We start from the raw sequence: 19,067 nt of genomic DNA, 5'->3' as shown, positions 1-19,067 counted from the left end.
CCGCAGTTCGGGCCCAGCGTCACGCTGGCGTGACGCTGGAGCTCGACCGCCACTCCAGCGTGACAATCGACGGCCAATCGACGGCCAACCGCGTGAATCCGTGGCATTCAGTTGGCACGCAATATATCGGCGCGATACAGTTTGGCGAGGTGTTGATCCGTCGTAGCGATCAATTCCATCTGACCTGTCGAGAGGGGTGTTTTCGATGCTGGAGCTCGCAGTCCTGGGCCTTTTGCTCGAATCACCCATGCACGGCTACGAGCTGCGCAAGCGATTGACGGGTCTGTTGGGGGCGTTCAGGGCGTTCTCGTATGGGTCGCTCTACCCGGCATTACGGCGCATGCAGGCCGATGGCCTGATCGTCGAGGACGCCGCACCCTTGGGACCGACCAAGGTGCGTCGCGCTCGGCGGGTGTATCAGCTGACCGATGCCGGCAAGCAGCGGTTCACCGAGTTGGTCGCCGACACGGGGCCACAGAACTTCTCCGACGACGGGTTCGGTGTCCACCTGGCCTTCTTCAACCGCACCCCGGCCGAGGCCAGGATGCGAATCCTTGAGGGCCGGCGTCGTCAGGTGGAGGAACGTCGGGAGGGTCTGCGCGAAGCCGTGGCGCGGGCCAGCAGTTCGTTCGACCGCTACACCCGTCAGCTGCACCAACTGGGCCTGGAGTCCAGCGAACGAGAAGTCAAATGGCTCAACGAGTTGATCGCGGCCGAACGTACGGCCCAGGGGCGCTCGGAAAACATATGAGCACCGATCCGCACAAGGCCCCAGGCCGAGCACACAGAACGAGTAAGGAGATCGTCCATGTCTGAGCACGCAGGAGAAATCCGGGTCGCCATTGTCGGCGTCGGTAACTGCGCATCGTCCCTGGTCCAGGGCGTGCAGTACTACCACAACGCCGACGAAAATGCGTCCGTGCCGGGCCTGATGCACGTGAAGTTCGGCCCGTACCACGTGCGTGACGTGAAGTTCGTGGCCGCGTTCGACGTGGACGCCAAGAAGGTCGGCTTCGACCTGTCCGAGGCCATCTTCGCCTCCGAGAACAACACCATCAAGATCGCCGACGTGCCGCCGACCAACGTGACGGTGCAGCGCGGCCCGACCCTCGACGGCATCGGCAAGTACTACGCCGACACGATCGAGGTCTCCGACTTCGAGCCCGTCGACGTGGTCAAGGCGCTCAAGGATGCCAAGGTCGACGTCCTGGTCTCCTACCTTCCGGTGGGCTCCGAAGAGGCCGACAAGTTCTACGCCCAGTGCGCGATCGACGCCGGCGTGGCCTTCGTCAACGCGCTGCCGGTGTTCATCGCCTCCGACCCGGTGTGGGCCAAGAAGTTCGAGGACGCCGGTGTCCCGATCGTCGGCGACGACATCAAGAGCCAGGTCGGCGCGACCATCACCCACCGCGTCATGGCCAAGCTGTTCGAAGACCGCGGCGTCACGCTGGACCGCACCTACCAGCTCAACGTCGGCGGCAACATGGACTTCCTGAACATGCTGGAGCGCTCGCGCCTGGAGTCCAAGAAGGTCTCCAAGACCCAGGCCGTCACCTCCAACCTGACCGGCTCGCTGGCCGGCAAGGTCGAGGACAAGAACGTCCACATCGGCCCGTCCGACCACGTCGCGTGGCTCGACGACCGCAAGTGGGCCTACGTGCGCCTGGAAGGCCGCGCCTTCGGTGACGTCCCGCTGAACCTGGAGTACAAGCTCGAGGTGTGGGACTCGCCGAACTCCGCCGGTGTGATCATCGACGCTGTGCGCGCCGCCAAGATCGCCAAGGACCGCGGTATCGGCGGCCCCATCGAGGCCGCCTCGGCCTACCTGATGAAGAGCCCGCCCAAGCAGATCGCCGACGACGTCGCGCGCATCGAGCTGGAGACCTTCATCAACGGCTAGATCCTCCTTTCACTCTGCGCTCAGGGCGTGTGCTTCTCGCACATCTACGCCCTGGGCGCAGAGTCGTTTTGGAAGTAAGGTCGGCGGCGTGGTGAGCGACGACGCATTGACCGACCTCGACGAGTTCGGCCTCCTGCACGAGAACGCTGAACAGATCGGCGCAACCGCGATACCACCGGTCGAGCGCATCGAACAGGGGCCCGTCAGCGCGCTGAAGTTCGGCACTGTCGCTCCGCGGATCGTGTTCCTGCACGGCGGCGGTCAGAACGCCCACACCTGGGACACCGTGATCCTCGGACTCGGTGAGCCCGCCCTGGCCGTGGATCTACCCGGCCACGGCCGCTCGGCCTGGCGCGAGGACGGTGACTACGGCCCGAAACTCAATGCGGCAAGCCTGATTCCGGTGCTCGAAGATCACGCACCCAACCCACGCCTGGTCGTCGGAATGTCGCTCGGCGGGTTGACGGCCCTGCGGATCGCTGCGACCGAACCCCGGCTGGTTCCCGAACTCGCGCTGGTCGACGTCACCCCGTCGGCCCCCGAGCGGCACAACGAGATGACCAAGGCACAGATGGGCACCGTCGCCCTCGTGCAGGAGAACCGCACGTTCCCGACATTTCAGGCCATGCTCGATGTGACCGTCGCCGCCGCCCCACACCGGGACCGGAACTCCTTGCGGCGCGGCGTGTTCCACAACTCCAAGCAGCTCGAGGACGGCAGCTGGACGTGGCGCTACGACACCTTCCGCAAAGGCGACGGGTTTGACGGCCTGTGGGACGACGTCCCGGCGATCACCATGCCCACCACCCTGATCCGCGGCGCCAACTCCTATTTCGTCAACGACGACGACGCCGAGCAGTTCGCAAATAGCGCACCAGGTTTCCAGCGCACCCACGTGGTCGCCGACTCGGGCCACTCGGTGCAGGGCGATCAGCCGGCCAAGCTGGTCGAGATCCTGCGCGGCCTACTGGGCTGATCCGGCGCCCCGCGCATCACATCGGAGAGCGCTGCGGGGGTTCAAAGAGCAGTCCTCGTGGGTACGCTCACCCATGTGAGCCATCCCATCCGCATCGGCGTGCAACTGCAGCCGCAGCACTCCCCCACCTACAGCCACATCCGCGACGCGGTGCGTCGCTGTGAGGACATCGGGGTCGACATCGCCTTCAACTGGGATCACTTCTTCCCGCTCTACGGCGACCCCGAAGGCGCGCACTACGAATGCTGGACGATGCTCGGCGCCTGGGCCGAGCAGACCTCGCGCATCGAGATCGGCGCACTGGTCAGCTGCAACTCCTACCGCAATCCGGAACTGTTGGCAGACATGGCCCGCACCGTCGACCACATCTCCGACGGCCGGCTCATCCTCGGCATCGGAAGCGGTTGGAAACAAAAGGATTACGACGAGTACGGATATGAGTTCGGCACCGCAGGCAGTCGCCTGGACGATCTTGCCGTAGCTCTGCCGCGGATCGAGGCCCGGCTGGCCAAACTCAACCCGGCGCCCACCCGTGAGATCCCGATCCTGATCGGCGGTCAGGGGGAACGCAAGACTCTGCGCCTGGTAGCCGAGCACGCCGACATCTGGCACGCATTCGTCGACCGCAACACCTACCCGGGCAAGGCGGAGGTCCTCGCCGAACACTGCGGCATCACCGGCCGCGACCCGGCGACCGTGCAGCGCTCGGCAGGGGTGCAGGAGACCGGCGGCATCGACGCGATGCTCGCCGAGGCCGACGCACTGGCCGATCTGGGGGTCAGCATCCTGACCGTGGGGGTCAACGGTCCGGACTACGACCTGACGGGCGCCGAGGCCCTGTGCCGCTGGCGCGACGACCGAGCGCGCAAAGTTTAGCGACTGAGCTGAACCGACTCAGGTCTCCGAACTGGCGGGCGCGTGAGAAACTGGCGAAACATAATCGCCATAGGGGGAGATAAACCAGGGTGCCGAAGAATTACGGGGTCAAGGAGAAGGACCAGGTTGTCACGCACATCATCAATTTGGTGATGACGGGCAAGCTGCGCTCCGGCGACCGCATCGACCGCAACGAGATCGTCCGTGACCTCGGGCTCAGCCGCGTTCCGATCCAGGAAGCAGTGGTTCAGCTCGAGCACGACGGAATTCTCTCGACGCGATATCACCGCGGCGCATTCGTCTCCCGCTTCGACGAGGCCACAGTGGCCGAGCACCATGAGCTGTACGGAATTCTCAACGGCATCGCCTCCGCCCGCTGCGCCACGAACCCGACTCCGCGCATGGTCGCGCATCTCGATGACACGTTGCGCATGATGCGTTCAGCAAAGGACACCAAGGGCTTCCAGGAGGCGTGCTGGGTGTTTCGCGACTCGATCAACGACGAGTACGCCGGGCCGCGCCTGCACGCCACCATCCGTGCCGGTAAGAGCTTTGCGCCCGCGGAGTTCTGGATCAGCTACCCGAAGGCGAAGGCCGACTTTCTCGCCGGCTACGAGGAGGAGATGGCGGCGATCCAGGCCCGCGATCCCGAGAGAGCCCGCAAGGCCTGCACCGACCGCGCCGAGAAGATGGCGCAGATCATGATCGGCGAGCTGACCCGGCGCGGAGTGTTCGGCGACTTGCGGTCCCCTTGAGCGGAATCACTCATCACGAGGCGCCCGCCCACTAGGTTGCATCAGATGGACGCCAGACGATCGGCCGCGCTGCTGACCACGGTCCTGATGCTGCTCGGGCTGGTGTGTGCAGCGCCGGCCGGAGCGGACGTCGACCAGTGCGCCCCACCCGGTGTCGACAGCGCGAGCGCACTGCCCACCAACCTTGCCGCCGCGGCAACCGGACCCGGCGCCGACAAGTACACGACCGCCACCGTCATACCCCTGGACACGGTCCGGCCCGAGAACCTCGGCCTCGGCACGCCCGGCGTCCTCACCGTCGGCACGCTGTCGGACGCGCCGCCCAGCATCTGCATCAACTCGGCCGGACAGTTCACCGGTTTCGACAACGAACTGCTGCGCGCCATCGCAGGCAAGCTCGGCCTTCGGGTCAACTTCGTCGGCACCGACTTCTCCGGCCTGCTGGCCCAGACCGCCTCCCGCCGCTTCGATGTGGCGTCCAGCTCGATCACCACCACCGACGCCCGGCGACGCACCGTCGGCTTCACCAACGGCTACGACTTCGGCTACTTCTCGCTCGTCGTGCCCTCCGGCTCACCGATCAAGGGATTCGGCCAGCTCGCCGCCGGGCAGCGCATCGGCGTGGTGCAGGGCACCGTGCAGGAGGCGTACGTCATAGACACCCTGCACCTGCAGCCGGTGAAGTTCCCCGACTACAACACCGTCTACGCCAGCCTCAAGACCCGGCAGATCGACGCCTGGGTGGCACCGTCACAACAGGCCTCGGGCACCGTGCAGCCCGGCGACCCGGCACAGATCATCGAAAACACCTTCAGCCTGGACAACTTCGTCGCATGGGCGGTGGCCAAGGAGAACCAGCCCCTGATCGACGCGCTGAACTCCGGACTCGACGCCGTCATCGCCGACGGGACCTGGGCCCAGCTGTACTCCGACTGGGTGCCACGGGCTCTGCCGCCCGGCTGGAAACCGGGCTCCAAGGCCGCCCCCGAACCCAAGCTGCCCGATTTCGCCGCGATCGCCGCCGCCAACGAGAAACCCGCCGCCGGTGGTCCGGTGGCACCCAAATCGACACTCGCACAACTGGCGGACTCGTTCCTGGACTGGGATCTCTACAAGCAGGCGATCCCCGACCTGCTGCGTACCGGACTGCCCAACACGCTCATCCTGACCGTGTGCGCCAGCATCATCGGACTCGTACTCGGCATGGTTCTGGCGGTCGCGGGCATCTCCCGGTCGCGCTGGCTGCGCTGGCCCGCCCGGGTATACACCGACATCTTCCGCGGCCTGCCCGAAGTGGTGATCATCCTGTTGATCGGATTGGGCATCGGCCCGGTGGTCGGATCACTCACCGGCAACAGCCCCTACCCGCTGGGCATCGCGGCCCTCGGCCTAATGGCAGCGGCCTACGTCGGGGAGATCTTTCGCTCGGGCATCCAGAGCGTGGAAGCCGGACAGCTGGAAGCCTCACGCGCGCTGGGCTTCAGCTACGCCTCGTCGATGCGATTGGTCGTCGTTCCACAGGGCATCCGGCGGGTGCTGCCGGCATTGATGAACCAGTTCATCTCGCTCCTGAAGGCCTCGTCGCTGGTGTACTTCCTCGGCCTGGTCGCCAGCCAGCGCGAACTGTTCCAGGTGGGCCGAGATCTCAACGCACAGACCGGCAATCTGTCACCGCTGGTCGCCGCCGGGCTCTTCTACCTGCTGTTGACGATCCCGCTGACCCATCTGGTGAACTTCGTCGACAACCGCCTGCGCAGAGGCCGGCCCCCGGCCGAGGAAGATCCCCTCCCCCCGGCGACCACCCAGGAGATGATCTGATGTCGGCACCACAGCCGGTCGCGCTGGCCGCCAACGACATTCACCTGTCGTTCGGGCCGAACGCGGTGCTCCGCGGGGTGGATCTCGACGTGCCTGCCGGTACGACGACAGCCATCATCGGCCCGTCCGGATCCGGAAAATCGACGCTGCTGCGCACCCTCAACCGCCTGTACGAACCCGACCGCGGTGACATCCTGCTCGACGGACGCTCGGTGCTGACCGACAATCCCGATCAACTGCGCCAGCGCATCGGCATGGTGTTTCAGCAGTTCAACCTGTTCCCGCACAAGACCGTTCTCGACAACGTCACCCTCGGTCCGCGAAAGCTCAAGCGGCTCAGCCCCGAACATGCCCGCACCGTGGGGCTGGAGCAGCTGGATCGGGTTGGCCTGCGGCACAAGGCCGATGTACGTCCGGCAACCCTGTCGGGCGGCCAGCAGCAGCGCGTCGCCATCGCACGCGCGCTCGCCATGGCCCCCCAGGTGATGTTCTTCGACGAGGCCACCTCGGCGCTGGACCCGGAGCTGGTCAAGGGGATTCTGGAGTTGATCGCCGAGCTGGCCGCCGAAGGAATGACCATCCTGGCGGTCACCCACGAGATGGGCTTCGCCCGTTCCACCGCCGACTCGGTGGTGTTCATGGATCACGGAAAGGTCGTCGAGTCGGGTACCCCCGACCAGATCTTCGAAGCGGCCGAGACAGATCGGCTGCGCCGCTTCCTGTCCCAGGTGCTGTGAGTTTGCCGTGAAACCCCTGCATCAAACGGAACAAGCTGACAACCTGGCAGCGTCAGACAGGTTAGACTAGCGAATTATGGGAGAGCCCGAACCGCAGGTCACTGAGCTGGCCGGAGAGCTGCAACGCGTACTCTCCAAGGTTTTCTCGGTGCTGCGCCGCGGCGACACCAACAAGGGCACCGCCGGGGAGCTCACGCTGGCCCAGCTCTCGATCCTGCTCACCCTGCTCGACCAGGGCCCGATCCGGATGACCGAACTGGCCGCCCGTGAGCGCGTGCGCACCCCCACCACGACCGTGGCGATCCGCCGGCTCGAGAAGCTCGGGTTGGTCAAGCGCTCTCGCGACCCCTCCGACCTGCGCGCCGTTCTCGTCGAGGTCACCCCGCGCGGCCTCGTGCAGCACCGCGAATCCCTGGCCGCCCGGCGAGCTGATCTGGCCGCCCGGTTGGCCAACCTGAGCTCCGACGATCTCGCGACGCTGGCCACCGCACTGGCCCCGCTCGAGCGGTTGGCCGGCCAGAACGACCAGGCCACCGCCGCCCACGCCAAATCTGAGTAACCGGGTCAGCCCAGCCAGTCCAGCACCGCAGCCGCGGTCCACGACTGCTGCATGCTGCCCAGCGGTTCCCCGGTGAACGGCTCGTAGTACTCGGCGAAAGTCCCGTCGCTGGCCTGACGCAACCCTTCCCGGCGCAGCGTCGTGGCCCGCTCGGCCCAGCCCCGCCGCGCGAAGCACCACGAGAACAGCCACGTCATCACCGGCCACACCGGGCCGCGCCAGTACTCGCGCGACCGGAAATCCCGCGACACCGGCGACGTCGACGGGATGAGCGCGTACTTCAGGTCCGGATGCCCGCAGAACCGCGGGCCTTCCAGCAGTCGCAACAGGGCGCGTTCGCGTTCGTGCGGCAGCCCTCCGCACAGCAGCGGGGCGAACTGCGCCACGGTCTCGGTGGCCACCCACCTCTTCGCCCGAACGTCGTAATCCCTTGCCGCACCGGTTCGTTCGTCGGTGGTCTCGACAACGCCGACCCGGAAACGCTCGGCCCACGAGTAGAGATCGCGGACGTCGGCGTTCGGGCGTTTGTAGTCCTCCCCGATCTCGGCGAGCACCTGGCAGGCGACCGAGAAGATCGCCGAGACGAACACATCCTCGACCGCGAAGCTCATCACCTTCGGAAGCAGATCATCGTCGTAGCGAACGGATTTCATCTCCTCGAGCAGCCACAGGTACCTGTCGTACTCGAGATCGCTCGGCCGCTGGGTGGCGTCGGTGATGATCGCGTTGTCCTCGCGCTGGTACTCCGGCACGCTGCCAGGAACCACGTTGGCGTAGGCGCTGTCCCAGCGCGGCGAGTTGTCCATTCCGGACTCCCACCCGTGGTACAGCGTGATGCGGCCGTGGCCGTCCTGGTCCCGCGACTCGGCCAGCCAGCGGTGCCACCGCACCAGATCGGCCCACCGTCGATCGAGGAAGGTCTCCGCCACCGCCCGCGTGGACCGGCCTCGGCTGCGGGCGTGGTCGAGGATGCGCTGCACGGCGATCGCATGGACGGGCGGCTGCGTGATGCCCGAGGTGTGCCGGACCCGCGGCGCGTTGGCGGCCAGCGCCGAGGTGGCCCACCTGGCCGGACCCGGAAAGTAGCCGTCGACGCCGTTGGCGAACACGATGTGGGGAATCATCCCGTTGCGCCACTGCGCCGAGAGCAGCGTGTCGAGTTCCACTACGGAACGCTCCACACTCAGCGGAGCCAGCCCGATCGCGACGAACGCCGCATCCCAGCTCCACATGTGCGGATACAGCAACGGCGCGGCAGTGGTCATCACACCCAGGTCGTTGCCGCGCAGCAGGTAGGCGGCGCGCGCGGCGAGTTGGGTGGGAGCGAAGCTGGGATCCGGTGGCATCCCTACCATGATGCGACGCCGCGCCCCGGTCCGCAGGTCGGCCCCGTCGCATTCGGCATCACAGTAACGTTGCAGTCGTGCCGACTGCATTGATCACCGGAGCCTCTGGCGGCATCGGCTCGGCCATCGCCGCCGCCCTTGCTCCCACCCACACGCTGCTGCTGGCCGGTCGCCCGTCGCGCCGCCTCGACGCGCTCGCCGAACAACTCGGCGCGCCGACCTGGCCGCTGGATCTGACCGACGCGGACTCGATCGAATCGGCCACCGAGGTGCTTGCCGAACTCGATGTACTGGTCCACAACGCCGGCGTCCTCTACCCCGGCCGGGTTTCCGAGTCGATCGCCGAGCAGTGGCGGGCGTCGTTCGAGGTGAACGTCACCGGTGCGGTGGCGCTCACGCTGGCCTTGCTGCCTGCCCTGCGCGCCGCCCGCGGGCACGTTGTCTTCATCAATTCCGGTGCCGGGCAGAAGGTTTCGCCCGGAATGGCGTCATATTCGGCCAGCAAGTTCGCGCTGCGGGCATTCGCCGACTCACTGCGCGCGGACGAACCTTCGCTGCGGGTCACCTCGATCTTCCCCGGGCGCACCGACACCGAGATGCAGCGCGATCTGGTGGCCTACGAAAGCGATGGCGTCGGTGAGTACGACGCCACGAAGTTCCTCAAACCCGAGACCGTGGCCGGACTGGTGGCGACCGCCGTCACCACCCCGCCCGACGGCCACGTCCACGAAATCGTGGTCCGCCCCGGGTGATTCGGGTGCGTCCTAGACGACGAGGTTGACCAGGCGGCCCGGGACCACGATCACCTTCTTTGGTGTGGCACCGTCCAGGAACGCCTGCACCTTCTCGTCGGCCAGCGCCGCCGACTGGATGGCCGCGGCTTCGGCATCGGCCGCAACCGTGATCTTGCCGCGGACCTTGCCGTTGACCTGAACCGGGAACTCGATGGTGTCGTCCACCAGGTACTGCGGATCGGCCACCGGGAACGGACCGTGCGCCAGTGAGGTGTCGTGGCCCAACCGCTTCCACAACTCCTCGGCCAGGTGCGGCGCCAGCGGGGCCACCATGAGCACCAGCGGCTCGATCGCGGCGCGAGCCGACACGCCCTCCTTGGTGAGGTGGTTGGTGTACTCGATCAGCTTGGCCGCGGCGGTGTTGTTGCGCAGTGCCGCATAGTCTTCGGTCACACCGGCGATGGTGCGGTGCAGGACCTTGAGCGTGTCGGTGTCGAGTGCCTCGTGCTCGTTGACGTCGGTCGCACCGGTTTCTTCGGAGACCACCACACGCCACACCCGTTGCAGGAAGCGGTGCGCGCCGACGACGTCCTTGGTGGCCCACGGCCGCGACGCCTCCAGCGGGCCCATCGACATCTCGTAGACCCGAAGCGTGTCCGCGCCATACTCGTCGCAGATCTCGTCGGGTGAGACGGAGTTCTTCAGGCTCTTGCCGATCTTGCCGAACTCCTGGTTGACCTGTATTTCACCATCGGGGCCCGGCCAGAAGAACTTCCCTTCCCGCTCAACGACTTCGGCCGCAGGCACATAGCTACCCCTGGCATCGGTGTAGGCGAAGGCTTGGATGTAACCCTGGTTGACCAGGCGGCGGTAGGGCTCCTTCGAACTGACGAAGCCGAGGTCGAACAGCACCTTGTGCCAGAACCGCGAGTACAGCAGGTGCAGCACCGCATGCTCGACGCCGCCGACGTACAGGTCCACACCGCCCGGATCGTTCGGTCCGTGCTCGGCCGGACGCGGGCCCATCCAGTAGGCCTCGTTCTCCTTGGCGCACAGCTCTTCCGAGTTCTGCGGGTCGGTGTAGCGCAGCTCGTACCAGGAGCTGCCCGCCCACTGCGGCATCACGTTGGTGTCGCGGGTGTAGGTCTGCAGCCCGTCGCCGAGATCCAGCTCGACGTGTACCCACTCGGTGGCCTTGCCCAGCGGCGGCGACGGTTCACTGTCGGCGTCGTCGGGGTCGAACGAGACCGGGGCATAGTCCGGGATGTCCGGAAGTTCGACCGGCAGAGCCGATTCCGGCAGCGGGTGGGCGCGGCCGTCGGCGTCGTACACGATGGGGAACGGCTCACCCCAGTACCGCTGCCTGGCGAACAGCCAGTCCCGCAGCTTGTACTCGATGCGGGCCCGGCCACGACCGTCGGCCTCCAGGTGCTCGATGACAACCTTCTTGGCCTCGGCCACCGACAGCCCGTTGAGATAGTCGGAGTTGACCATGGTTCCGTCGCCGTTGTAGGCCGCCTCGGTGATGTCACCGCCGGAGACCACCTCGACGATGGGCAGGCCGAACTCGGTCGCGAAGTCCCAGTCACGCTGATCACCGCCGGGCACCGCCATGATGGCGCCGGTTCCGTATCCGGCCAGCACATAGTCGGCGATGAACACCGGAACCTGTTGCCCGTTCACCGGATTGGTGGCACATGCACCCAAGAACACGCCGGTCTTGGTCTTGTTCTCCTGGCGCTCCAGATCCGACTTGGCCGCGATCCCGGCGCGGTAGGCAGCGACTGCCTCCGCCGGCGTCGCCGCGCCGAAGGTCCACCGCGAATCGGTGCCCTCGGGCCAGGCGTCGGCCGTCAGCGTGTCGACCAGATCATGCTCGGGAGCCAGCACCAGATAGGTGGCGCCGAACAGGGTGTCCGGACGGGTGGTGAAGACCTCGACGTCGCCGGCCGCAGTGCCGAACTCCACCGATGCTCCGGTCGAGCGGCCGATCCAGTTGCGCTGCATGGCCTTGACCTTGTCCGGCCAGTCCAGCAGCTCCAGGTCGTCGAGCAACCGGTCCGAATAGGCGGTGATGCGCATCATCCACTGCCGCAGGCGCTTCCGGAACACCGGGAAATTGCCGCGATCGCTACGGCCGTCGGCGGTGACTTCCTCGTTGGCCAGCACCGTGCCCAGGCCCGGGCACCAGTTCACCATCGAATCCGCGTGGTACACCAGCCGGTAATCGTCCACCACATCGGCGCGCTCGCCTGCCGACAGCTCCGCCCAGACCCGGCCGTCGTCGAGAGTGCGTGCCCCGGACTCGAATTCGGCCACCAACTCGGTGATGGGCCGGGCCTTGCCCGCCGCCGTGTCGAACCAGGCGTTGTAGATCTGCAGGAAGATCCACTGCGTCCACTTGTAGAAATCGACGTCGGTGGTGGCGAAGCTGCGCCGCGAATCGTGGCCCAGACCCAGCCGGCCCAGCTGGCGACGGAAGTTGACGATATTGGCGTCGGTACGGGTGCGCGGGTGCGTCCCGGTCTGCACGGCGTACTGCTCGGCAGGCAGACCGAACGCGTCGAAGCCCAGTGCATGCAGCACGTTGTGCCCGGTCATCCGGTAGTACCGGGCGTAGACGTCGGTGGCGATGTAACCGAGCGGGTGCCCGACGTGCAGGCCGTCGCCGGACGGGTACGGGAACATGTCCTGGACGAACATCTTGTCGGCCGGCACCGGCGAGCCGTCCGCCAGCGAACCCACCGGATTGGCCACATTGAAAGTCCCAAGCTCGGCCCAGGTCTGCTGCCAGGACTGCTCGATCTGACCCGCCAGCTCCGCGGTGTAGCGGTGCTGCGGGGTGTCCTCTGACTGCCCTGACTGGGCGGCGGCGGCGGGTTCGATCACGCCGTTCAGGGTATAAGGCCACGGTTTGGGCAGCTCACCGCCCGTCTTTCGATGACGCAGGCCACAGGTTGGTATCGGTTTCGTCGCGGCTCTGTCAGGGGTTGATTCCAGGTCGATTGAGTTGCTGGTGGTGGGCGGTCATCCCTGGATAGTCTCGGCGCTCAGTGGAGAGGTCCCAGGTGGGACACGGTTTGCTGGGAGGAATCAAGCGATGATCGAGTTGACCCGCCGGTGGCGGGTACTGGCAGCGGGCACGGCCATCGGCGTGACCGGGGTTGTCGGTTTCACCGGTCAGACCGCTTCTGCCGAACCCCTCCTCCCGGCTCCCAGCGTTCCCGGCCCGGTGACGGTGACCCAGACCGTCACGGTCGCCCCTGCCGCAGCCCCTGCCGCTCCTGCGGCCCCGGCCGCCCCCGCCGCAGTACCCGCTGCCGCAGCAGCCCCCGGCGTCCCGGGTGCGGCAGCCAACGCCGCGCCCGCGGTCGCAGCGCCTGTCCCACCGGCCCAGACCATCACCCCCGCCTCGTCTGGCACCCTTGCCGAATTCTTCAAGAGCAAGGGCGTGAAGATGGAGCCTCAGGTCAGCCACGACTTCAAGGCGCTCAGCATCGTCCTGCCGCTGCCGTCGGGCTGGACCAAGGTGCCCGACCCCAACGTTCCCGACGCCTTCGCGGTGATCGCCGACCGCGCCAGCACCGACCTCTACACCCCCAACGCGCAGGTGGTGGTCTACAAGCTCGTCGGCAATTTCGACCCGGTCGAAGCGGCCAGCCACGGATTCGTCGATACCCAGCAGCTGCAGAACTGGCGTCCCACCGACATGGCCATGGGTGACTTCAACGGCTTCCCGTCGGCGTTTATCGAAGGTAGCTACCTGTCCGGCAGCCAGGTGCTCAACACCTCACGCAGGCACATCCTGGCCACCGCGGGCCCCGACCATTACCTGGTGTCGTTGTCGGTGAACTCCTCGGCCGCCAACCAGGGTGTTTCCGCGGCTGCCGACGCCGCCGACGCGATCGTGTCCGGGTTCAAGGTCAGCGCGCCGGCCCCGGCGGCTCCCGCTCCGCCAGCTACTCCCGCCCCGGCCGCACCGGCGCCACAGCCGGGTTTGCCCCAGCTCCTGGGCCTGCAGGGCTGAAACACCAGAACCCGCCCCGACCTCGCAATACCGACCGGCGCCTCGTATTGTGTGGCGCATGCTGATCGCCGCGCTGCTGTGTTTGAGCGCCGCCGTCATCGTCGGTGTGCTCGGGCTGTGGTTGTTGACCAGGCCCCGTACCGGTGATCCCGTGCGCTCGGTCCTGAGGGCTGTGGCCCCGACCCAACTGGCCGCCGCGGTCATGCTCGCCGCCGGGGGTGCCGCCGCCCTGGCTGCCGCGCCCCACACCGGCCTCATGGTCGTCATGGTGTGCATCATCGGGGCCATCGCCACGGTCGCCGCCGGCTGCTGGCAGAGCGCCAAGGCCGTCGCGGCGGCGGAGGCGGGCGCCGGCTCGGGAGCGGACTGCGCCGGCTCGTGCGCCAGCTGCACCCTGTCTTGTAAGTAGTCCAGAAGCTAGTTGCGGCTCACGTCGATCGGATGCGTGGCCAACAACGACATCGGCAACGGCTGACGACGCAACACCCGGCCCCACAGATCGACCCGGGGCTCGATCAACACATCCGACGGCAGCGCCGACAGCACGATCCAATCGTCGCGCTCGATCTCGCCGTCGAGCTGGCCGATGGTCCAGCCGGAGTATCCGGCGAATATCCGCACACCCTCGATCACCGGGGCCAGCGTGTCCGGATCGGCGTCCAGATCGACCATCACCACGCGGCCCTGCACGTGCCGCAGTCCCGGAACGCCGTCGGCCTGCATGCCGACCCGCAGCGTCGCCAGGCACAGCGCCGAGTCCCGCTTGACGGGGCCGCCGATGAACATCGTCTTGGGTTTGTTGGTGAGCTTCGCCCACTGCGGCAGGACGTTGTAGACCGCCGTCTCACTGGGGCGGTTCAACACGACGCCGAGGGTGCCGCCGGCGTTGTGCTCGACGATGTAGATGACGCTGCGCCGGAAGGTCGGCTCCAGCAGATCAGTGTTGGCCAGCAGCAGCGTGCCCGGACGCACCCGGTGCGCCGCAGGCGCGATGAAATCCTCCGGGTCTTCTGACTGCGCCACGGTTACATCATGGCACCGCGATTGCCAAGACGTGGCGAACAAGCCCGGGCGCGGTCGGATTTCGGCGCAGCTTTGTACTGTTGATCGAGTGGTTCATGCTCAAGCGCTCCGTGCCCTCTGGCACTCGTTGCGTGGCATGACCGAATTCCGCCGCCTGCTCGAGTTGCGTGCGGTCAGTCAGTTCGCCGACGGCCTGTTCCAGGCCGGCCTGGCCGGCGGACTCCTGTTCAATCCCGACCGGGAGGCCGAGCCGTGGGCCATCGCCGGTGCGTTCGCCGTCCTGTATCTCCCGTACTCGGTGCTCGGTCCATTCGCCGGGGCACTGCTGGACCGCTGGGACCGGCGGATGGTGATGATCGGTGCCAACCTGGGCCGACTGCTGCTGGTGCTCCTGGTGGGTGGGCTGCTGGCGTTCGGTGTCGGGGATCTGCCGATCCTGTGCGGGGCGTTGATCATCAACGGGTTCACCCGGTTCGTGTCGTCAGGTCTGTCGGCGTCGCTGCCCGATGTGGTGCCGGCCGACCGGGTCGTCACGATGAACTCGGTGGCCACCGCGATCGGAGCGCTCGCCGCGTTCCTCGGCGCCATCTTCATGTTGGTGCCGCGAACGGTGGTCGGCGCCGACGACGTGGGCGCCTCGGCGGTCATGTTCATCGTGGCGCTCCCGGTGGCGCTCGCGTTGTGGTTGTCGGTGCGCTTCGGCCCGCACGTGTTGGGGCCGCACGAGAGCAAGCGCACCATCCACGGCTCGGTGGCCTACGCGGTGTCCACCGGCTGGGTGCATGGCCTGCGCACCGTGCTGACCGTGCGGCCCGTCGCAGGAACCCTGGCCGGGCTGGCCGCGCATCGGATGGCCTTCGGGATCAATTCCCTGCTGGTGCTGGTGATCGTGCGGCACACCGATAACCCCGACATGACCGGGCTGGGCCTGGGTAGCGCGTTTCTGTTCCTGGCAGCCGGCGGTATCGGCCAGTTCCTGGCCACCGTGGCCGCCCCGGCGGTGATCGGCCGGTTCGGGCGCTACGCGACCGCCAATGGCGCGCTCTGCTTCGCCGCGGCCATCCAGCTCTTGGCGCTCGGCCTGCACATCCCGGTGATGCTGACTTGTGGTCTGCTGCTCGGCGCGGCCGGGCAGCTCGTGAAGTTGTGTGCGGATTCGGCGATCCAGATCGACGTCGACGACGCTCTACGCGGTCACGTGTTCACCGTGCAGGATGCGCTGTTCTGGATGTCGTTCGTCGCGGCGATCGCGGCGGCTGCCGCTCTGATCCCCGCCGGCGGGCACTCGCCTGCCCTGGTGGCCGCCGGGGCCGTCGCCTACCTGATCGGGCTCGGACTGCACGCGGCGGTGGCATCCCCGAAGCGGGTGTGATCCCCGGTCTAGGCTGACCGCCATGGTGAGCGCCGGGCCGATCGTGGCCGACCTGTCCGCCGAGAGCGATGTACTCGACGCCCTGGTGGCCGACCTGCCGCCCGAGCGCTGGGCCACCGCCACGCCGTCCGAGGGCTGGACCATTGCCCATCAGATCGCCCACCTGTTGTGGACCGACCGAGTGTCGGTCATCGCGATCACCGACCAGTCCGGCTTCGACGCCGTCCTCGCCGAGGCGATGCAGAACCCGACGGGGTTCGTCGACGCCGCAGCCGAGGAACTCGCACTGACGCCGCCAGAGCAGCTGTTGGCGGACTGGCGCGAAACCCGTGCGCGACTGCACACCGAACTCGTCGACGTGGCCGAAGGCCGCAAGCTGCCGTGGTTCGGCCCGCCGATGAGCGCGACGTCGATGGCCACCGCCCGCATGATGGAGACCTGGGCGCACGGTCTCGATGTGGCCGACGCGCTGGGGGTTCATCGTCCCGCCACCGAGCGGCTCCGCTCGATCGCCCACATCGGCGTTCGCACAAGGGATTTCGCATTCACCGTGCACGGGCTGACCCCACCCGCCGAGCCGTTCCGGGTGGAGCTGACCGCGCCCGACGGCTCGCTGTGGGAGTGGGGGCCGGCCGACGCACAGCAGCGCGTGACGGGATCTGCCGAAGACTTCTGCATGCTGGTCACCCAGCGACGGGCCCCGGCCGAACTCGACGTGACCGCCGTCGGCGACGACGCCGCCAAGTGGTTGACGATCGCGCAGGCCTTCGCCGGGCCTCCGGGCGCCGGGCGAGGCTGAGCGGCGAAATTGATCCTGCGCTCAGGGCGCGGAAGTTCGAGTAGACAGGGCCCTCACCGCAGAGTCATCGCTCAGGAGACCGAATCGGCGCGGCCGTCGCCATCGGTGTCGGCCAGCTTCATGTCCCACCGGCCATCACCGTCGGTATCGACGTACGCCAGGTTCCCGACCAACGCCCGATCGGCCAGGCCGTCCCCGTCCACGTCGATCAACCGGTCGTCGGTAGCCCCGTCACCGTCGAAATCGACCACCGGTACTCCATCGATTCCCGAGTCGCTGCGCTCCTGCCCGCCGATCGCCCGCTCCACCCCGTCCAAACCGAACCAGCGCACCTGTCCGGACCGGTCCACACTCACCGCCCAGGTACCCGAACCGTCGTCGGAGAAATAGCTCTCGGCCTGTCCGTCGTCATCGGCGTCGAGCACCATCCGCTCGGCGACGCCGTCCCCGTCGAAATCGGCCATCACGTCGTCGAGCCGGCCGTCCCCGTCGAAATCGAGTCCGATGCCGTCGGGGCTGCCGTCCCCGTCCACATCCATGTCCGGCACGCCGGTGAAGATGGCAGCGGTCCCGTCGGGCTCACCCAGGCAGTAGTCCATGACTGATCAGACGCACGATCAGCTTCTGGCGTTCCACCACTTCAACAATTCGTCGATGGCCTGCTCACGGGACAGCGGTCCATGGTCGAGCCGGAGCTCCTTGAGGTACTTCCAGGCCTCGCCGACCTGGGGGCCCGCGGGAATGCCGAGGATCTCCATGATCTCGTTGCCGTCGAGGTCCGGCCGGACCCGCTGCAGATCCTCTTTCGCCGCCAGCTCGCCGATCCGGTTCTCCAGATCGTCGTAGTTGGCCTGCAACCGCGCTGCCCGGCGCTTGTTCCTGGTGGTGCAGTCGGCGCGGACCAGCTTGTGCAGCCGGCTCAGCAGCGGACCGGCATCGGTGACGTAACGCCGCACCGCCGAATCGGTCCACTTCCCGGTGCCCTTGTCGTCGGCATAGCCGTGGAACCGCAGATGCAGGTACACCAGCTGCGACACGTCGTCGACCATCTGCTTGGAGTACTTGAGCGCGCGCATCCGCTTGCGGGTCATCTTGGCGCCGACCACCTCATGGTGGTGAAAGCTCACTCCCCCGTCGGATTCGTGCTTGCGGGTCGCGGGCTTGCCGATGTCGTGAAGCAATGCGGCCCAACGCAATACGAGATCCGGACCCTGATCCTCGAGATCCACCGCCTGCCGCAGCACCGTCAGCGAATGCCAGTACACATCCTTGTGCTGGTGGTGTTCGTCGATGGCCATCCGCATCTCGCCGACCTCGGGCAGGACCACCTCGCCCAACCCGGTCTGCACCATCAGATCGACGCCGGCCACCGGATCCGCGCCGAGCAACAGCTTGTCCAACTCGGCAGCGACCCGCTCGACGGTGATGCGCTCCAGCTGCGGAGCCATCTCCAGCAGCGCCTCGAGCACCCGCGGCGCCACCCCGAACCCGAGCTGCGACACGAACCGGGCCGCGCGCAGCATCCGCAGCGGATCATCCCCGAACGACACCTCCGGCGCCGACGGGGTGTCGAGCACCTTGGCCTGAATGGCCGCCAAACCGCCAAGCGGATCGCGGAATTCGGCCGGACCGTCGGCCGTGATGCGCACCGCCATGGCGTTCACGGTGAAGTCGCGGCGCGCCAGGTCGTCATCGAGGTTGTCGCCGAACTCCACCGTCGGGTTTCTCGACACCTGGTCATAGCTGTCGGCCCGGAACGTGGTGATCTCGAGCCGGTGCTCCACCCCGCCCACCCGCTTGCCCACACCGATCGTGCCGAACTCGATCCCGGTCTCCCACAGCGCGTCGGCCCACGGACGCAGGACCTTCAGCATCTGCTCGGGGCGGGCGTCGGTGGTGAAATCGAGATCACTGTGATCGGTCAGCCGGCCCAGCAGCGCATCGCGCACACTGCCGCCGACCAGATACAGCTCGTGACCCGCCTCAGCGAACACCGCGCCGAGCGCGCGCAGCACCTCGGCGCGGTGGTTCAGCGCGACCAGCGCGCCGGCCAGCAATTCGGCATCAGTAACAACAGCGTCGGACACGTTCGATGAGCCTAATGCTCGCGGTGTGGTCACAACCGGCGAGTGCGGCAGGAGGCCA

18 protein-coding genes are annotated in these 19,067 nt (G+C 67.2%); 13 read left to right on the top strand and 5 right to left on the bottom strand.

The genetic code is table 11. From position 1 onward, the window contains the following. Nucleotides 1–205: 205 nt before the first annotated feature. From AC4ELS_RS19825 to AC4ELS_RS19790, 8 genes are all read left to right on the top strand, one after another. Entirely contained in the window at nt 206–751 is a 546-nt protein-coding gene (locus tag AC4ELS_RS19825) for a PadR family transcriptional regulator (protein ID WP_055120968.1), read from the top strand. A 57-nt stretch (nt 752–808) separates the two neighbouring features. Further along, on the top strand, nt 809–1,900 hold the full coding sequence (locus AC4ELS_RS19820) for an inositol-3-phosphate synthase (protein ID WP_064880273.1): 1,092 nt from the start codon (nt 809–811) through the stop codon (nt 1,898–1,900). 88 nt (nt 1,901–1,988) lie between these two features. Continuing rightward, the gene (locus AC4ELS_RS19815) at nt 1,989–2,876 is read left to right on the top strand and encodes an Rv0045c family esterase (RefSeq protein WP_499048760.1); all 888 of its coding nucleotides are present in this window, start codon (nt 1,989–1,991) and stop codon (nt 2,874–2,876) included. A gap of 57 nt (nt 2,877–2,933) precedes the next feature. Continuing rightward, on the top strand, nt 2,934–3,752 hold the full coding sequence (locus AC4ELS_RS19810; protein ID WP_082941565.1) for an LLM class F420-dependent oxidoreductase: 819 nt from the start codon (nt 2,934–2,936) through the stop codon (nt 3,750–3,752). An 89-nt stretch (nt 3,753–3,841) separates the two neighbouring features. Then, nucleotides 3,842–4,507 (top strand): GntR family transcriptional regulator, encoded by a 666-nt coding sequence (locus AC4ELS_RS19805; RefSeq protein ID WP_064880269.1) that lies wholly within the window; start codon nt 3,842–3,844, stop codon nt 4,505–4,507. Between the two features lie 45 nt (nt 4,508–4,552). After that, entirely contained in the window at nt 4,553–6,325 is a 1,773-nt protein-coding gene (locus tag AC4ELS_RS19800) for an ABC transporter substrate-binding protein/permease (protein ID WP_064957498.1), read from the top strand. Then, nucleotides 6,325–7,062: an amino acid ABC transporter ATP-binding protein gene (locus tag AC4ELS_RS19795; RefSeq protein ID WP_055119170.1), complete on the top strand. Its 738-nt coding sequence runs from the start codon at nt 6,325–6,327 to the stop codon at nt 7,060–7,062. The genes AC4ELS_RS19800 and AC4ELS_RS19795 overlap by 1 nt, the downstream gene beginning before the upstream one ends. 76 nt (nt 7,063–7,138) lie before the next feature. Continuing rightward, nucleotides 7,139–7,621: a MarR family winged helix-turn-helix transcriptional regulator gene (locus tag AC4ELS_RS19790; RefSeq protein WP_064880265.1), complete on the top strand. Its 483-nt coding sequence runs from the start codon at nt 7,139–7,141 to the stop codon at nt 7,619–7,621. A gap of 5 nt (nt 7,622–7,626) precedes the next feature. Here the strand turns inward: AC4ELS_RS19790 and ggh are convergent, their stop codons facing one another. Continuing rightward, nucleotides 7,627–8,967 carry a glucosylglycerate hydrolase gene (ggh, locus tag AC4ELS_RS19785; RefSeq protein WP_064880263.1) on the bottom strand — a complete coding sequence of 447 codons (1,341 nt, stop codon included), beginning with the start codon at nt 8,965–8,967 and terminating at the stop codon, nt 7,627–7,629. A gap of 77 nt (nt 8,968–9,044) precedes the next feature. Here ggh and AC4ELS_RS19780 point away from each other — a divergent pair, with 77 nt between their 5' ends. Next, a complete protein-coding gene (locus AC4ELS_RS19780) occupies nt 9,045–9,719 on the top strand; it encodes an SDR family oxidoreductase (RefSeq protein ID WP_064880261.1) in 675 nt (224 codons plus the stop codon). A 12-nt stretch (nt 9,720–9,731) separates the two neighbouring features. On the opposite strand, the gene leuS is transcribed toward AC4ELS_RS19780, so the two are convergent. Next, entirely contained in the window at nt 9,732–12,599 is a 2,868-nt protein-coding gene (gene leuS, locus AC4ELS_RS19775; RefSeq protein ID WP_499048862.1) for a leucine--tRNA ligase, read from the bottom strand. Between the two features lie 202 nt (nt 12,600–12,801). Here leuS and AC4ELS_RS19770 point away from each other — a divergent pair, with 202 nt between their 5' ends. Further along, the gene (locus AC4ELS_RS19770; protein ID WP_499048757.1) at nt 12,802–13,728 is read left to right on the top strand and encodes an LpqN/LpqT family lipoprotein; all 927 of its coding nucleotides are present in this window, start codon (nt 12,802–12,804) and stop codon (nt 13,726–13,728) included. Nucleotides 13,729–13,786: 58 nt separating this feature from the next. Then, nucleotides 13,787–14,137 carry a hypothetical protein gene (locus AC4ELS_RS19765; RefSeq protein WP_064882438.1) on the top strand — a complete coding sequence of 117 codons (351 nt, stop codon included), beginning with the start codon at nt 13,787–13,789 and terminating at the stop codon, nt 14,135–14,137. Nucleotides 14,138–14,145: 8 nt separating this feature from the next. On the opposite strand, the gene AC4ELS_RS19760 is transcribed toward AC4ELS_RS19765, so the two are convergent. Then, nucleotides 14,146–14,751 (bottom strand): YqgE/AlgH family protein, encoded by a 606-nt coding sequence (locus AC4ELS_RS19760; RefSeq protein ID WP_463791675.1) that lies wholly within the window; start codon nt 14,749–14,751, stop codon nt 14,146–14,148. An 88-nt stretch (nt 14,752–14,839) separates the two neighbouring features. Between AC4ELS_RS19760 and AC4ELS_RS19755 the strand changes: the two genes are divergently transcribed. Beyond that, entirely contained in the window at nt 14,840–16,123 is a 1,284-nt protein-coding gene (locus AC4ELS_RS19755; protein ID WP_064957502.1) for an MFS transporter, read from the top strand. A 22-nt stretch (nt 16,124–16,145) separates the two neighbouring features. After that, a complete protein-coding gene (locus AC4ELS_RS19750) occupies nt 16,146–16,922 on the top strand; it encodes a TIGR03084 family metal-binding protein (protein ID WP_499048754.1) in 777 nt (258 codons plus the stop codon). A 71-nt stretch (nt 16,923–16,993) separates the two neighbouring features. On the opposite strand, the gene AC4ELS_RS19745 is transcribed toward AC4ELS_RS19750, so the two are convergent. Both AC4ELS_RS19745 and AC4ELS_RS19740 read right to left on the bottom strand, forming a co-directional pair. Further along, a complete protein-coding gene (locus AC4ELS_RS19745; protein ID WP_499048752.1) occupies nt 16,994–17,521 on the bottom strand; it encodes a pullulanase in 528 nt (175 codons plus the stop codon). 18 nt (nt 17,522–17,539) lie between these two features. Further along, complete coding sequence (locus tag AC4ELS_RS19740) at nt 17,540–19,009, bottom strand: CCA tRNA nucleotidyltransferase (RefSeq protein ID WP_064957505.1); 1,470 nt, start codon at nt 19,007–19,009, stop codon at nt 17,540–17,542. Nucleotides 19,010–19,067: the final 58 nt, after the last annotated feature.

Source organism: Mycobacterium shunyiense (assembly GCF_058270035.1).
This window is presented reverse-complemented; position numbering and strand designations above follow the sequence as displayed.